Origin of the sequence: Kitasatospora sp. NPDC048286 (assembly GCF_043201735.1) — a bacterium.
Taxonomy (GTDB): Bacteria; Actinomycetota; Actinomycetes; order Streptomycetales; family Streptomycetaceae; genus Kitasatospora.
In genome coordinates this window covers 440,663-455,286 of the sequence record NZ_JBICZE010000005.1, presented here as the reverse complement: position 1 = coordinate 455,286, position 14,624 = coordinate 440,663, and the positions used below count along the sequence as shown (strand labels likewise).

Annotated in this window: 14 protein-coding genes; 5 read left to right on the top strand and 9 right to left on the bottom strand. The window is 72.1% G+C overall.

Annotated features, from left to right (window positions below):
* Positions 1 to 3: 3 nt before the first annotated feature.
* The 3 genes from ACGF13_RS14575 to ACGF13_RS14565 all read right to left on the bottom strand — a co-directional run bounded on the left by ACGF13_RS14575 (position 4) and on the right by ACGF13_RS14565 (position 6,225).
* Positions 4 to 1,929, bottom strand: coding sequence for a SpoIIE family protein phosphatase (locus ACGF13_RS14575; protein WP_392873745.1), 1,926 nt, complete (start codon positions 1,927 to 1,929; stop codon positions 4 to 6).
* Positions 1,930 to 2,015: 86 nt separating this feature from the next.
* Positions 2,016 to 2,777 (bottom strand): class I SAM-dependent methyltransferase, encoded by a 762-nt coding sequence (locus tag ACGF13_RS14570; RefSeq protein ID WP_392873742.1) that lies wholly within the window; start codon positions 2,775 to 2,777, stop codon positions 2,016 to 2,018.
* Between the two features lie 481 nt (positions 2,778 to 3,258).
* The gene (locus tag ACGF13_RS14565; protein ID WP_392873739.1) at positions 3,259 to 6,225 is read right to left on the bottom strand and encodes a BTAD domain-containing putative transcriptional regulator; all 2,967 of its coding nucleotides are present in this window, start codon (positions 6,223 to 6,225) and stop codon (positions 3,259 to 3,261) included.
* Positions 6,226 to 6,439: 214 nt separating this feature from the next.
* Here ACGF13_RS14565 and ACGF13_RS14560 point away from each other — a divergent pair, with 214 nt between their 5' ends.
* Positions 6,440 to 6,712: a hypothetical protein gene (locus tag ACGF13_RS14560; RefSeq protein WP_392873736.1), complete on the top strand. Its 273-nt coding sequence runs from the start codon at positions 6,440 to 6,442 to the stop codon at positions 6,710 to 6,712.
* Positions 6,713 to 6,948: 236 nt separating this feature from the next.
* On the opposite strand, the gene ACGF13_RS14555 is transcribed toward ACGF13_RS14560, so the two are convergent.
* A complete protein-coding gene (locus tag ACGF13_RS14555; RefSeq protein WP_392873734.1) occupies positions 6,949 to 7,167 on the bottom strand; it encodes a hypothetical protein in 219 nt (72 codons plus the stop codon).
* Positions 7,168 to 7,302: 135 nt separating this feature from the next.
* On the opposite strand from ACGF13_RS14555, the gene ACGF13_RS14550 reads away from it, so the two are divergent.
* Entirely contained in the window at positions 7,303 to 8,061 is a 759-nt protein-coding gene (locus ACGF13_RS14550; protein WP_392873731.1) for a GntR family transcriptional regulator, read from the top strand.
* A gap of 21 nt (positions 8,062 to 8,082) precedes the next feature.
* Here the strand turns inward: ACGF13_RS14550 and ACGF13_RS14545 are convergent, their stop codons facing one another.
* The 3 genes from ACGF13_RS14545 to ACGF13_RS14535 all read right to left on the bottom strand — a co-directional run bounded on the left by ACGF13_RS14545 (position 8,083) and on the right by ACGF13_RS14535 (position 10,432).
* Positions 8,083 to 8,343 (bottom strand): Txe/YoeB family addiction module toxin, encoded by a 261-nt coding sequence (locus tag ACGF13_RS14545; RefSeq protein WP_049651717.1) that lies wholly within the window; start codon positions 8,341 to 8,343, stop codon positions 8,083 to 8,085.
* Complete coding sequence (locus ACGF13_RS14540; protein ID WP_392873728.1) at positions 8,340 to 8,612, bottom strand: type II toxin-antitoxin system Phd/YefM family antitoxin; 273 nt, start codon at positions 8,610 to 8,612, stop codon at positions 8,340 to 8,342. The genes ACGF13_RS14545 and ACGF13_RS14540 overlap by 4 nt, the downstream gene beginning before the upstream one ends.
* 152 nt (positions 8,613 to 8,764) lie before the next feature.
* Positions 8,765 to 10,432 carry a fumarate hydratase gene (locus tag ACGF13_RS14535; protein ID WP_392873725.1) on the bottom strand — a complete coding sequence of 556 codons (1,668 nt, stop codon included), beginning with the start codon at positions 10,430 to 10,432 and terminating at the stop codon, positions 8,765 to 8,767.
* 207 nt (positions 10,433 to 10,639) lie between these two features.
* Between ACGF13_RS14535 and ACGF13_RS14530 the strand changes: the two genes are divergently transcribed.
* Positions 10,640 to 11,323, top strand: a complete 684-nt coding sequence (locus ACGF13_RS14530) for a DUF1707 domain-containing protein (RefSeq protein WP_392874265.1) — start codon at positions 10,640 to 10,642, stop codon at positions 11,321 to 11,323.
* 262 nt (positions 11,324 to 11,585) lie between these two features.
* Positions 11,586 to 12,017, top strand: a complete 432-nt coding sequence (locus ACGF13_RS14525) for a WhiB family transcriptional regulator (RefSeq protein WP_392873722.1) — start codon at positions 11,586 to 11,588, stop codon at positions 12,015 to 12,017.
* An 87-nt stretch (positions 12,018 to 12,104) separates the two neighbouring features.
* On the opposite strand, the gene glpX is transcribed toward ACGF13_RS14525, so the two are convergent.
* Positions 12,105 to 13,145: a class II fructose-bisphosphatase gene (glpX, locus tag ACGF13_RS14520; RefSeq protein WP_392873719.1), complete on the bottom strand. Its 1,041-nt coding sequence runs from the start codon at positions 13,143 to 13,145 to the stop codon at positions 12,105 to 12,107.
* A gap of 215 nt (positions 13,146 to 13,360) precedes the next feature.
* Here glpX and ACGF13_RS14515 point away from each other — a divergent pair, with 215 nt between their 5' ends.
* Complete coding sequence (locus ACGF13_RS14515) at positions 13,361 to 13,897, top strand: DUF4245 domain-containing protein (RefSeq protein ID WP_392873716.1); 537 nt, start codon at positions 13,361 to 13,363, stop codon at positions 13,895 to 13,897.
* Positions 13,898 to 14,001: 104 nt separating this feature from the next.
* On the opposite strand, the gene ACGF13_RS14510 is transcribed toward ACGF13_RS14515, so the two are convergent.
* Complete coding sequence (locus ACGF13_RS14510; protein WP_392873713.1) at positions 14,002 to 14,604, bottom strand: malonic semialdehyde reductase; 603 nt, start codon at positions 14,602 to 14,604, stop codon at positions 14,002 to 14,004.
* Positions 14,605 to 14,624: the final 20 nt, after the last annotated feature.

Below are 14,624 nucleotides of genomic sequence, written 5' to 3'. Positions count from 1 at the left end.
CGCTCACGCCCCGGCGTTCACGTTCGCGGGCAGCCGCTGCTCGAACCAGACCACCTTGCCGGTGCCCAGCCTGGTCGCGCCCCAGCGGTCCGCGCACCGGGCCACTATCTGCAGCCCGCGCCCGCGTTCGTCCTCCGGCCCGGTGCGGCGCGGGCGCGGCAGCAGCGGGCTGTCGTCGCCGACCTCGCAGCGCAGCCGGGCGGTGCGCACCAGGCTCAGGGTGACCGGCCGGGTCGCGTGCTGGACGGCGTTGGTCACCAGCTCGCTGACCATCAGCTCGGTCGCCTCGCTGAGCTCGTCCAGCCCCCAGCGGCGCAGGGTGTGCGCGGCCAGCCGGCGGGCCCGGCCCGGCGTCTCGTTGCGCGGCTGGAGGTACCAGTGCGCGACGTCCCCGGCCGGGATGCCGTCGAAGCAGGCGCCGAGCAGCGCGATGTCGTCGCCGCGGTCGCCGGGCGGCAGGATCCGCAGCGCCTCCTGGCACAGCTGCTCCGGGGACTGCCAGCGGGCGGCGGCGATCCGGGCGCGCAGCAGCTCCAGGCCGTCGCTGATCGGGCGGGTGCGGGTCTCCACCAGGCCGTCGGTGAACAGCAGCAGCGCCGAGCCGGGCGGCGCGGGCAGTTCGACGGAGTTGAAGTCCACCCCGCCGACGCCGATCGGCGCCCCGGAGTCCAGTTCGACCAGCTCGGCGGTGCCGTCCGGGCGGACCAGCACCGGCGGGACGTGCCCGGCGTTGGCCATCACCACCCGGTTGGCGATCGGGTCGTACACCGCGTAGACGCAGGTGGCCAGGTGTTGTTCGCGGCCGAGCCGCTGGGCCTGTTCGTCCAGGTGGTAGAGCACCTCGTGCGGCGGCAGGTCGAGGGCGGCCAGGGTTTGGGCGCTGGTGCGCAGCTGGCCCATGATGGCGGCCGAGGTGAGCGAGTGGCCCATCACGTCGCCGACGATCAGGGCGACCCGGTTGCCGGGCAGCGGGACGGCGTCGTACCAGTCCCCGCCGACCTGGGCGCCGCGCTCGCCGGGCAGGTAGCGCTGGGCGATCCGGACGCCGTGCGACTGCGGCAGGCGCAGCGGCAGCATGCTGCGCTGCAGCTCGTTGGCGATCTCCCACTCGCGGGCGTAGCGCAGCGCTGTGTCCACGGCCAGCCCGGCCTGGGTGGCGAGGTGCGCCGCGGTCGCGGTGTCCGCGGCGTCGAAGACCGGGCGGCCGCTGCGTTCGGGAGGGCGGCGGATCAGTATCAACAGCCCGAGCACCGCCTTGCGGCCGCGCAGCGGCAGGGCGAGGACGGAGGTGCCGGCGGCCAGCCGGGCCACCCCGCGGGTGCCGTACAGCTCGCGCAGCAGCGTCTCGGCGCGCTCGGCGGAGGGCGTGCCGAGGACGGCGGCCTCGGCGGGGCGGCGGCTCAGCAGGGCGTGGGCGAGCGCCCCGCCGCGGGTCACCGGGGTGGCCGGGCCGCCGTCGGCGGTCGAGCGGGCGCCGTAACGGGAGCGGCGCCGGTCGTCCAGGCCGCTCGGGCGGCCGCGGCGGCCGATCCGGGTGCCGGTGCTGTGGTGTATCCGCAGCTCCTCCGGGAATCCGGGTTCGCGTTCGACGTTGGGCAGCGGGTCGCGCAGGTGGACGACGGCGGCGTCGGCGAGCGTCGGGACGAGCACCCGGCCGATGTTGCGCAGCGTCGCGGCGAGGTCGAGGGCGGTGTTGATCCGCCGGGTCGCCGAGTCGAGGTACGCCAGCCGGTCCGCCATCTCGGCGCGCTCCGGCCGCGCGCCCGTCCGCCGTGCCGGCGCCGGGGCCGCCGGGGTCACCGCCAGGGCCGGGGCGGCCGGAGCCGGGGCCGGGGCCGAGGTCGGGGCCGGTGGCGCGGCCGGGACCTGGCGGCGCTGGCCCGGGACGGCGGGCGGCTGCTCCGCCTCGGTCTTGAGCTGGTCGCGCACGGCTGCCTGTCCTGGATTCGGTGTGGTCGGTGAGCTGTTCTGTTGCGCCGGCCGGGTACGGCCGGTCCTGTCCTGTCCCGGTTCGATCAGCCGACGCGTCGACAGCACAGGAACAGCTGTTCCTCCGGCGGCAGCGAGGTACTGGCCGGTGCGTACGGATGCCCCGAGCACTCCTCGACGGCGAAGCCGGCCGAGACCAGAACCCGCTCCAGATCCTCCCTCAGATACCCACTGATCCGCAGCTCTCTGCCAAGGAACGGAAGCGGAACGTGATCCAGGTCCGCCTCGACCATACCGAGCGCCAGCAGTCCCCCCGGACGCAGGAGTTCGCGCAGCCGCCCGAGCACGGTCGGAATCTCGTCCTGCGGCAGCAGGATCAGCGAGAAGAACGCGGTGACCGCGGCGAAGCGGCCCCGCCCGTCCGGCCCCAGTTCGGGGGCGTTCCAGACCCGGTCCGCACGCTCGGTGGCCAGATCGTACAGGTCGATCCGATGGAAGACTGGCGCAAAGACGCCGGGGAAAGCGGTCCGCCGGGCCAGGGTGAGCATTCCGTCGGAGAGGTCCACGCCGGTCACCCGCAGACCGGCCGCGGCCAGCTGCCGGACGGTCGGGTCACCGGTGCCGCAGCCGACGTCCAGCACCCGGGCACCGGGTTCCAGCCCGGCGAGCAGCCGCCGGCCGCAGGCCAGCTGGCCGTCCTTGGCCGGGAAGGCCTCGCCGTACCCGGCGCCGATGGTGTCGAAGGCGACCGCCTGCAGTGCCCGGGCCGCCCGCCGCCGTACCTCGGGCTCGTCGTCGCCCGCGTCCTCGCCGACGGGGAACGGGTCGGATATCTGTCCGGTCGTCACGTTGCGAGACACCCTTCCACCCGTGGCCTCCGGTGGCGCCTCCCGCGGCCCCGCGGGCCGCTGCCGGTGGCGGTACGTCGCGCTCTGCGCACCACACGGACGGACTGCACCCCGATGCGTATCCGGCAGACACTCGTGTGCGTACTGGCATCTGAGAATATGCGTGATCACTGCGCCATGGGGTCCCTTTCCGGCCAACTCGCCGTGCTTGGACCGTTGTGGCCCGGGTTGCGGAAGCACGAGGGTGTGGGCGAGGTTGTGCGCGAGGCTCCGCGTGCCGGACAATGCGCCAGGCTGACGTCGATGACCTGCGGTTTTGCCGATCCGCAGGCTGACTATCGGACGTTTATCGAACGTCAATCGGCGCGGTGCAGAGTGGAGTCCAGCGCCGGGGAAGCGTTGAGGGCGCTCCCGCAGCCGGGGGGCTGCGGGAGCGCCGACGCGCGGAACGGGGGAGGTCTTCCGTGGGGGAGCGGAGACCTTACGGCGCGGGGGGAGGGAAGGGCTCGGTGTGCTGCTGGGAGATGAGGTCCGCCACGGGGGAGGCCTCGGGCACACCGAGCCGGATGAAGGTCGCATGTGCCTCCTGGAGGCAGGCGAGCCCGCGGGCCGGCTGGGCGAGCGTCAGGAGCGCCTCGCCCAGCGCCGCGTTCGCCAGGCCCTGGCAGTAGGCGGAGTCCAGCTCCTGGGCGATCGCGAGCGACTCGCCGGCCGCCTCGGCGGCCTCGGCGGGCTGTCCGGCCGCGAGCAGGGCGGTGGCGAGGCGGGCCAGGGTGTAACCCCTCCACAGGGTGTTCTGCTGCGACTGGTACAGCCCGTGCGCCTCCCTCAGGTGCGGGACGGCCTCGGCGCCGGAGAGCACCACACCGAGCTGGTAGAGCGTCTGCGCGAGCAGCGGGCCGTTCTTGGACTCCCGAGCGGCGGCGACACCCTCGCCGGCGGACTGGATCGCCGTCTCCGTCATGCCGAGCCGGTGCTGCGCCCGGGCTATGTTGCTGACCACCCGCGCCTCGGACGTCGGTGCGCCGACGGCCTGGCTGGTGGCGCGGGCCTGTTCGTAGAACAACAGGGCCTCGGCCGGACGGTTGCCGACGTTCAGCATCACGCCCAGCATGTTGGCCGTGGCGAGGAGCAGGACGGTCGCGTCGTCCGGCGCCTGGTGGTCCAGGCTTCGGCGGAAGGACTGTTCCGCCCCCTGAAAGTCGCTGGTGTCGGACTGCAGGGTGCCGCGGGCGAAGTGCACCCGGGCGAGCGCCGCCGAGTCGTCACGACGACGCGCGTCCGCACCGATGGCCTCCAGGGTCCGGAGTGCTCGGGGGCCGCGGGTCGGGTCCGGGTCGATGCTGATCAGGTAGTTCAACAGGTCAATGGCTGCGCGCTGCAGGGCGCCGGGGCCGCTCGCGGCGGCCTCGACGGTGCTGAGCAACAGACCGCCCTCGGTACGCAGCCAGTCCTGTGCGGCGTGACTCGTGGGCAGGCCGAGTCCCGGCGACGCGAGTGCGGTCAGCTGTTCGAGCACGGGTTCGTCCGGCTCGATCACCTGGGCCGCGTTTCGCACGGTCGGGATCAGCAGGTCGAGCAGCCGGAGCACCGCCTGCTCCTGCTCGCCGGTGTCTCCTATCCGCTCGTTCTGCCGCTGGGCGTAGAGCCGGAGCAGGTCGTGGTAGCGGTAGCGGCCGGGGGCGAAGCACTCCAGCATGTTCGCCTCGACCAGGGCCTCGGCGAGGCCCTCGGCGGTGTACTCGTCCAAGCCGAGCAGTGCTGCGGCGGCCGCCAGGGGGATGTCGGGGGAGTCGATCAGCGCGAGCAGCCGAAAGGCGCGGGCCTCGGTCGCGGACAGCTGTCCGTAGCCGAGCCCGATGGTGGTCTCCACTGCGAGGTTGCCGAGCTGGAGTTCGTCCAGCCGTCGGCGTTGGTCGGCTAACCGACGGGCCAGGTCGGAGACGCTCCATCGCGGGCGGCTGGCCAGTCGGGCGGCGGCGATGCGGACGGCCAGCGGCAGGAAGCCGCAGGCGGTGACGACCTGCATGGCGGCCTCTGGTTCGGCGGCGACCCGGTGCTCGCCGACGACGGCCGAGAACAGCGCCAGCGCCTCGTCAGGGGTCAGCTCCTCGACGTCGAACAGCTGGGCGCCGGGGATGCCGGCCAGCCGGGAGCGGCTGGTGGCCAGGACGGCGCAGCCGGAGACCCCGGGGATGAGCGGCCGGATCTGGTCGGCGTCGCGGGCGTTGTCGAGCAGGATCAGCATGCGTCGGCTGGCGAGCAGCGAGCGGTAGAGGGCGGCGCGCTGTTCCAGCGAGTCGGGGCTCTCGGCGACGCCGAGCGCGTGCAGGAAGTCGCCCAGGACGCCCGCCGGGTCGGCGGGCGAGACGCCGGCTCCGCGCAGGTCGACGTACAGCTGCCCGTCCGGAAACTCGGCGCGGACCCGGTGGGCGACGTGAACCGCGAGGGTGGTCTTGCCGACGCCGCCGATGCCGGCCAGCGAGGTCACCACCACGGCCTGGCCGGTGGCGTCCATCAGGACCGCCGAGAGGTCGTCCGCCAGTTCCGATCGCCCGCTGAAGTCGGATACATCGGCTGGGAGTTGGGCCGGAGCGGGGGGTGCGGCCGGGCCGTCCTCGCGGACGGTGGGGCCAGGGGCGGGGGCGACCGGGACGGCGAGCGCCGGGTCGGCCGCGAGGATGCGGGTGTGCATCGCGGACAGGCCCGCGCTTGGTTCGACCCCGAGCTCCTCGATCAGCAGCTTGCGGGTGTCGGTGTAGACACCGAGTGCCTCGGCCTGGCGTCCGCAGCGGTACAGCGCCAGCATCAGCAGTTCGCGCAGGCGCTCGCGCAGTGGGTGCTCGGTCGTCAGGTTGTTGAGCTCACCGACGATCTCGGCGTGCAGGCCGACGTCGAGCGCGGCGGCGCACAGCTCCTCGGTCGCCGCCACCTGGCGCTCGGCCAGCCGCCCGCGCTGGGCGTCGGCGTACGGGCCGGGGACGCCGGTCAGCGGACGTCCGCTGAACAGGTCCAGCGCCTGCGTCAGCAGCCGGTGCGCCTTGTGCTTGTCGCCCGAGGTGCGGGCGGTGGCGGCCTCGGCGGAGAGCCGCTCGAAGACCGTCAGGTCGAGGGCCTCGCCCGGGATGCGCAGCGCGTAGCCGTCGGCGACCGAGACCAGCAGTTCGGCGGGCCGGCGCACCTCGCGCCGGGGCTCGATGACGGAGCGCAGGCGGGAGACGTAGGTGCGCAGCGCGGCCACGGCCTGGGTGGGGGGCCGGTCGCCCCAGAGGGCGTCGACCAGGTCCTGGGTGGTGACCGGGCGTCCGGAGTGCAGCAGGAGGGTGGTGAGCACCGCTTGCTGCTGGGGCGATCCGAGGGAGAGGGGCTTGCCGTCGAGCCAGGCCTGGACCGGACCGAGGACTTGGAAGCGCAGCGCAGGGTTCTGCGGCGTCTCCAGAAACTCCATGAAGTCCCCCGATGGCCTATGGTGTCGATTCCGTGAAAGGGCGCTCGGCGGTCCGCCGCGATGCTTCAGCTTAGGCGGACGCCCGACTCTGCCGGATGGTGCCGCAAGCCGCACGATGTTTATCGGACATTTAATCAACCCTACGATACTGTCCGCGCGCCCGCGCCACAGAGGTCGGGCTGAACACATTTGATGACCGAAAGGCGGCCGCCCAATGGCCAATGACCAGAGCGAGACCCCGGTGCTGTCGACGCCCGAGAACACGGCGCAGACCGGCACCCCGGCCGCCGCTGTGGAGGCGGGCAAGGCTGTGGAGGGCGCGGTGACCGCGGCCTCGAACCCGACCGAGTACACCGCGCCGACCGACGCGGAGAAGAACGCGTTCGAGAACGGCTCCTTCGGTGACGAGGGCCAGTACATCGAGGAGCCCGCCGGCGAGCCGGGCGGCCCGTACCGGCCGGAGAACGCGGTCGGCGGCAACCCGTAAGCCGTTCTGGCCGAGTGCCCCCGCGCCCTGTCCGGGCGCGGGGGCGCCGTCGGTTATGCGCGCGCCAATTCGTGTGCGGGTGCACCGTGGTGGCTGATTTCGGTCCCTGGTGCACGCATGGTGACCGGTGCTATCCGTAACGTGCCGGTCGTGGGGCGTCCGGCGTTCCGGAATTCCGGATTCACTGGGGGATTGCCGAGCCCTGAATGCTGCGGTTTGCGTGGATTTTGCCGCAATTACCGCAAATGATCCCATTCAGTCGAATCGCGGGGCCCGGGAACGGGTGAGACCTGGTGCGGTTCGGCGGTCCATTCCCGGCCGCCGCCCTCGGGGCGCAGGTAGTGCTCGCCGCCGAGGGTGTCCATGTAGATGCCGGTGCGTCCGGTCCTCCGGTCGAGGACGAGTTCACCCATGTGTGGCCGGTAGGTCGAGGTGTCGCGCTGTCGGGTGCTCACCGCCTGCTCCTTTCGGCGTGTGCCCAGCATCTCTAGAGAAGCTAATATCTCTAGAGATGTCAACGGTCCGTCGTATCTCCTTACCGGCGACCGCGGGCGCGCCTACGATTTGTCCGAGGCAGAGGGAGAGCGGCGATGACCGGCAGCAGTGGCGACAAACAGCCCAAGTACCAGCGGATCGCCGAAGCGCTGAAGGCGGCCATCGACGCCGGCCGGTACCGTGCGGGCGACCGCCTGCCCGGCGAGAACGACCTCATGGACGAGTACGGCGTGGCCCGGATGACGGCCCGCCAGGCGCTCGGCGTGCTGCAGAGCGAGGGCATCGCCGAGGCGCGCCGAGGTGCCGGGGTGTTCGTCCGGGACTTCCGGCCGCTGCGCCGGCGCGGCATCCAGCGGCTGGCGCAGGGGCAGTGGGGGTCCGGCCGGTCGATATGGTCGGCGGACATCGACAACCGCAGCCTGGTGGTCGACCAGGTGACCGTCGCCGAGCAGGGCGCGCCCGAGCACGTGGCGCGGGTGCTCGGGGTCGACCCGGGCGCCCCGATGTGCGTGCGGCAGCGCCGCTTCGTGCTGGACGGCAAGCCGGTGCTGCTCTCGACCTCCTACCTGCCCGCGGTGCTGGTCGCGGGCACCGCCATCACCCGCGAGGACACCGGCCCCGGCGGTATCTTCGCCCGGCTCGCCGAGATCGGCGCCAAGCCCGTGCACTTCCGCGAGGAGGTCCGCTCCCGGATGCCCAGCGCGGAGGAGTCCACCCGCCTGGAGCTGTCCGCCGGCACCCCGGTCATCCTGATCTGCCGTACCGCCTTCGCCGACGAGGGCCAGGTCGTCGAACTCAACGAGATGACCCTGGACTCCGCCTCCTACGTCCTGGAGTACGACTTCGACGCCTGAGCGCCGACCGGCCGGCCCGGCCTACTGGTAGTGGTAGCGGGCCTTGAGGATCTTCACTTCCTTCTCGTCCGCCCGGTACACCAGTCGGTGCTCGTCGTCGATCCGCCGCGACCAGTAGCCGGCCAGGTCCCCCTTCAGCGGCTCGGGCTTCCCGATGCCGTCGAAGGGGTCCCGCTGGATCTCGCCGATCAGGCGGGTGATCCGCTGGGCCATCTTCCGGTTCGACCCGAGCCAGAACAGGAAGTCCTCCCAGCCGTCCGGGTCGAAGTGGACGCTCCTCACACCTCACCCGCCAGCGCTTCCAGTTCCTCCACGGTCCTGGTGACGCCTGGGTGGCCCGCCCTGTCGCGGGCGACGGCCTCCATGAGTCGCTGGGCGTTGGCGGGGGAGCGCAGGAGGTAGATCGTCTCCTGCCAGGAGTCGTAGTCCTCGGCGGACATCAGGACGGCGTCCCCGCCCTTGGACGTGATCCTTATGGGGGCGTGGTCGTCGTTGACCTTCTTGATCAACGGGAAGAGCTGGGTGCGTGCCTCGCTCGCGCTGATCGCCATGGGATCGTCCTCCGCTCGGGTACCGGATATCCGTACCGCCATGGTACGAGTTACCCGTACTGGATGCCATGGAAAACGGTCGAAACGGAACCGCCCCGGGCGCGGGGCGGCCGGGGCGGTTCGGGGGCGTGCGGGGACGGCCCCGGGCGGGGCTACTCCTTGGAGCGGACGCGCAGGTTGGTGATCAGCGGGCCCTCGGTGGTCTCGCGGAAGAAGTCGTTGCCCTTGTCGTCGACGACGATGAAGGCCGGGAAGTCCTCGACCTCGATGCGCCAGACCGCCTCCATGCCGAGCTCGGCGTACTCCAGCACCTCGACCTTCTTGATGCAGTCCTGGGCGAGGCGGGCGGCCGGGCCGCCGATCGAGCCGAGGTAGAAGCCGCCGTGCGCGGCGCAGGCGTCGGTGACCTGCTTGCTGCGGTTGCCCTTGGCGAGCATGACCATCGATCCGCCGGCCGCCTGGAACTGGTCGACGTAGGAGTCCATCCGGCCGGCCGTGGTCGGGCCGAAGGAGCCGGAGGCGTAGCCCTCGGGGGTCTTGGCCGGGCCCGCGTAGTAGACGGGGTGGTCCTGGAGGTACTTGGGCATGCCCTCGCCGGCGTCCAGGCGCTCCTTGATCTTGGCGTGGGCGATGTCGCGGGCGACCACGAGCGTGCCGGTGAGCGACAGCCGGGTCTTCACCGGGTACTTGGACAGCTCGGCGCGGATCGCGGACATCGGCTGGTCGAGGTCGACGCGCACCACGTCGTCGTCGAGGTGCTCGTCGGTGGTGTCCGGCAGGTACTTCGCCGGGTCGGTCTCCAGCTGCTCCAGGAACACGCCCTCGGCGGTGATCTTGCCGAGCGCCTGGCGGTCGGCGGAGCAGGAGACGGCCATCGCGACCGGCAGCGAGGCGCCGTGCCGCGGCAGGCGCACCACGCGCACGTCGTGGCAGAAGTACTTGCCGCCGAACTGGGCGCCGATGCCGATCTTCTGGGTCAGCTCGGTGACCTTGGCCTCCAGCTCCAGGTCGCGGAAGCCGTGGCCGGTCTTGGCGTTGCCCGAGGTCGGCAGGTTGTCCAGGTAGTGCGCCGAGGCGTACTTGGCGGTCTTCAGCGCGAACTCGGCGCTGGTGCCGCCGATCACGATGGCCAGGTGGTACGGCGGGCAGGCCGCGGTGCCCAGCGAGCGGATCTTCTGCTCCAGGAACGAGAGCATGCTCGCCTCGTTCAGGATGGCCTTGGTCTCCTGGTACAGGTACGACTTGTTGGCGGAGCCGCCGCCCTTGGCCATGAACAGGAACTTGTACGCGTCCCCGTCGGTGGCGTACAGCTCGATCTGGGCCGGCAGGTTGTTGCCGGTGTTCTTCTCGTCCCAGGTGGTCACCGGGGCCATCTGGGAGTAGCGCAGGTTGAGCTTGGTGTACGCGTCGAACACGCCGCGCGCGATGGCGGACTCGTCGCCGCCCTCGGTCAGCACGTTCTGGCCGCGCTTGCCCATGACGATCGCGGTGCCGGTGTCCTGGCACATCGGGAGGATGCCGCCGGCCGAGATGTTGACGTTCTTCAGCAGGTCGAGCGCGACGAAGCGGTCGTTGGGGCTGGCCTCCGGGTCGTCCAGGATGCGGCGCAGCTGGGCGAGGTGGGCGGGGCGCAGGTAGTGCGAGATGTCGTGCATCGCCTCGGCCGTCAGCAGCCGCAGCGCCTCGGGCTCGACCTGGAGGAACGTGCGACCGCCGGCCTCGAAGGTGGAGACACCCTCGGAGGTGAGCTTGCGGTACGGGGTCGGGTCAGCGCCCAGGGGGAGCAGGTCGCTGTACTCGAAGTCTGGCGTGGGAGCCATGGGGGCGGTCCTTAGCTGTCCAGTTGGTCCGGCTGCGTCGGCGAAGCACCATCAAGGGTAGGACCCGTCGGAAGCCGGCATGCGGACAGGGCAGCCTTGCGTGACCGGGCTCACTCGCTCGGGAGTGCGAGCGACTAGTCTGATCCCGTGGACAACTCGCCGTCGCACGACGACCCGGGGCAGCCGCCGGTGCCGGCGCCCGTACCGATGACCAAGCCCGAGAGCAGGGCCCAGGCCGCGCCGCGCCCGCACGCGCCGGCCGCAGAAGCGGAGTTGCGCGTCTCCGACGCCGACCGCGAGAAGGTCGCGGAACTGCTGCGGGACGCCTACGCAGAGGGCCGCCTGGACGCGGACGAGCACGCCGAGCGGATCGAGGCCGCCTACGCCGCGAAGACCTTCGGCGATCTCGCGCCGCTGACCCGGGACCTGCCGGCCCGCCCGCTGTCCTTCGAGAAGCCGCCGCTGGCCGCCCCGCAGCCGTCGTCGCCGCCGCAGCCGCCCGCGCGCCTGGAGTCCCCCACGGTGGTGGCGATCTTCGGTGGCGCCGCCCGCAAGGGCCGCTGGCGGGTGGGCTCGCACCTGAGCGCCTTCGCCGCGTTCGGCGGGGTGGACATCGACCTGACCGACGCCGTGTTCGAGTCCCCCGAGGTGGAGATCACCGTGACGGCGATCTTCGGCGGGGTCCAGGTCCGGGTCCCGGAGAACGTCACCCTGCAGGGCTCCGGCATCGGCATCTTCGGCGGTTTCGACGTCCGGGAGACGACCGCGGCGGACCCGTACGCTCCGGTTGTCCGGATCAAGGGCCTTGCGCTGTTCGGCGGTTGTGAGGCGAAGCCGCGCCGGGGCAAGAAGCTGAAGGAGTGGGTGCGCCGCCAACTCGGCGTCGACTGACCGCCATTGACCTGCGAAGTGCCCGGCCGTGGATCAACTCCCGGCCGGGCACTCGGCGTTGTGGCCAGTGCGCTGCGTAGTCGATTGCGTGCAGTGTGCATGAATCGCGGCCGGGCGGGGTAGTTCCTTCCGCACATCGCTTCTTGGACGGCTGCGCACCGGAGGCGGCCGAGCGGCCGTGCCGGGGTTGGACAGCGGGGGCTCGCGGCCGGCGGGGGAGCGAGGGATCCCCGTGTCCGAGAGCCTCGTCAGGAGTACGGCCGTGCTGCATCCGATCGAGTCCCGCACCACCTCGCCAGTCGCCGCCGCGCAGGTCCTGGAGCGCCGCCCCGGCGTCCGGCCGCAGCCGCAGCCCCAGGGCGGCCAGGCGGGTGCCCCCGCGGGCGAGGACAACCCCTGGCACACCGGTGCCGCGTGTCGGCGGGACGAGGTGGGGCTGTTCTTCGCGCCCTCCAAGGAGCCCACGGCGGCCCGGTTGTCGCGCGAGGAGCAGGCCAAGCAGGTGTGCGCCCGCTGTCCGGTGCTGCTGGAGTGCCGCGAGCACGCGCTGGCCCAGCCGGAGCCGTACGGGGTCTGGGGCGGGCTGACGGCCGCCGAGCGGCGCGTGGTGCTGGCCCGGCGCCGCCGCCGGGACGCGGAGCTGCGCGAGGCGGCCCGGGCGACGGCGGCCGCGCGGCGCCGGATAGCCGGGTGACGGCGGGCCCGAGAGCGGGACGGCGACGCACCGCGGCCCCGGCGGAGGGGGATTCCGCCGGGGCCGCGTGCCGCGTTCTTCCGGGCCTCAGTTGGCGCGGTCGAAGTCGATCGCGCTGTACGCCCGCAGCTTCGAGAGCTTGTGGGTGGAGTTGATCTCGCGGATGGTGCCGCTCTTGGAGCGCATCACCAGCGAGCTGGTGGTGGCGGTCTCCGAGCGGTAGTGCACGCCGCGCAGCAGCTCGCCGTCGGTGATGCCGGTGGCGACGAAGAACACGTTCTCGCCGCTGACCAGGTCGTCCGTGGTGAGCACCCGGTCCAGGTCGTGGCCGGCGTCCAGGGCCTTCTGCCGCTCGGCCTCGTCCTTGGGCCACAGCCGGCCCTGGATCACGCCGCCCATGCACTTCATCGCGCAGGCCGCGATGATGCCCTCGGGGGTGCCGCCGACGCCCATCAGCAGGTCGACGCCGGTGCCCTCGCGGGCGGCCATGATGGCGCCGGCCACGTCGCCGTCCGAGATGAACTTGATCCGGGCGCCCGCCTCGCGGATCTCCCGGACCAGGCCGTCGTGGCGCGGGCGGTCGAGCACGACGACGGTGACGTCCTCGACGGCACTGCCCTTGGCCTTGGCGACCCGGCGGATGTTGACCGCGGCCGGGGCGGTGATGTCGACGAACTCGGCGGCCTCCGGGCCGGCCACCAGCTTGTCCATGTAGAACACGGCGCTGGGGTCGAACATGGTGCCGCGGTCGGCGACGGCCAGCACGGCCACCGCGTTGTTCATGCCCTTGGCGGTCAGCGTGGTGCCGTCCACCGGGTCGACCGCGACGTCGCACTCGGCGCCGGTGCCGTCGCCGACCCGCTCGCCGTTGTAGAGCATCGGGGCTTCGTCCTTCTCGCCCTCGCCGATGACGACCACGCCGTTCATCGACACGGTCGAGACGAGGGTGCGCATCGCCTTCACGGCGGCACCGTCCGCGCCGTTCTTGTCGCCACGTCCGACCCACCGGCCGGCGGCCATCGCGGCCGCCTCGGTGACCCGGACGAGCTCGAGCGCGAGGTTCCGGTCGGGAGCCTCGGGCGCGACCTCCAGGGCACTGGGAAGGTGGTGCGGGTACTGCGTGGTCATCGTCGTTACCTCTCTGTACGCGACGGCCAGTGAGCGCCCGACTACTGCCTGGTCGAACGCCGTGGTGAGGGTATTGCGATCGTATCTGCCCACGAGATGACTGTCTGTGGCGCGGGTCGCTGCTCTATGGCAGAAAACACCGATTCGCCCCCTTTCACCCATACGTGGCCACCCCTGGTGGCCGTCCCGGTGTGTGGATGAGTCACCATGTGGGGGTGGCAGCAGACAGCAAGGGCATGAGGGGTCGGCAGACCGTACGGGACATGGTCCTGTCGATGCTGGCGGTCGGTTTCGTCGTCTGGATCGGGTACCTGTTCCTCCCGCACGACGCCAACGGCGACCCGGTGCACGTGGTCGAGTACAAGGTCGCGGCGGCCTCCGCCAAGCGCGCCGCGCCGTACCCGCTGCTCGCCCCGGAGGGGCTGCCGGAGAAGTGGCGGGCCACCTCGGTCGCCTACCGGCCGGCCGACCAGAACAACGGCAAGGGCAACGCCTGGCACCTGGGCTTCGTGACCCCCTCCGGCCAGTACGCGGCGGTCGAGCAGAGCGACGTCTCGCGCGACTCCCTGGTGTCGGACTACGTCAAGGGCGCCAAGGCGGACGGCGCCTCCGAGGTGGCCGGCCGCACCTGGGACCGGCTGCAGGGCGAGAAGGACCGCGCCCTGGCCGCGCAGACTGGCGTCGGGACCACCCTGCTCACCGGCACCGCCTCCTACGAGGAGCTGGCCGAGCTGGCGCAGGCGCTCAAGTAGCCCGCCCCCGCCTCCGCGCCCGCTTCCGCGCACGCACGCGCGTACGCCGAAGGGCCCCGCGCCGGACGAACCGGTACGGGGCCCTTCGGCGTGCGCGGGGCGGATCAGACCGTGGTGACGACCTCGTCGTAGGCCAGGCGCGGCGAACGCGGGAACCAGGCGTCCTCGCCCGGCCGGCCGATGTTGACCACGGCCAGCACCGAGTGCTCGCCGTCCTCGAAGAACTCCTTGTTGATGCCGTCGGCGTCGAAGCCGGTCATCGGGCCGGCGGCCAGGCCGGCGGCGCGCACGCCGACGATGAAGTAGGCGGCCTGCAGGGCGCCGTTCAGCGTGGCGGACTGCTCGCGGACGCTGCGCTCCGAGAAGAACAGGTCCTTGGCCTGCGGGAAGTGCGGGAGCTGGGTCGGCAGCTCCTCGTGGAACTCGTTGTCCACGGCCAGGATGGCGACCAGCGGGGCGGCGGCGGTCTTGTCCTTGTTGCCGTCCGCCATCTGCCGGACGAGGCGCTCGCGGCCCTCGGCCGAGCGGACCAGGACGACGCGCAGCGGCTGCTGGTTGAAGGCGGTCGGGCCGAACTTGACCAGCTCGTAGATGGCCTGGATCTGCTCCTCGGAGACCGGCTCGTCGGTGAAGGTGTTCGCGGTGCGGGCCTCGCGGAACAGCAGGTCCTGGGCGGCGGCGTCGAGTACCAGAGCGTCGGTGGTCATGCTTGTGCACCTCATGCGGA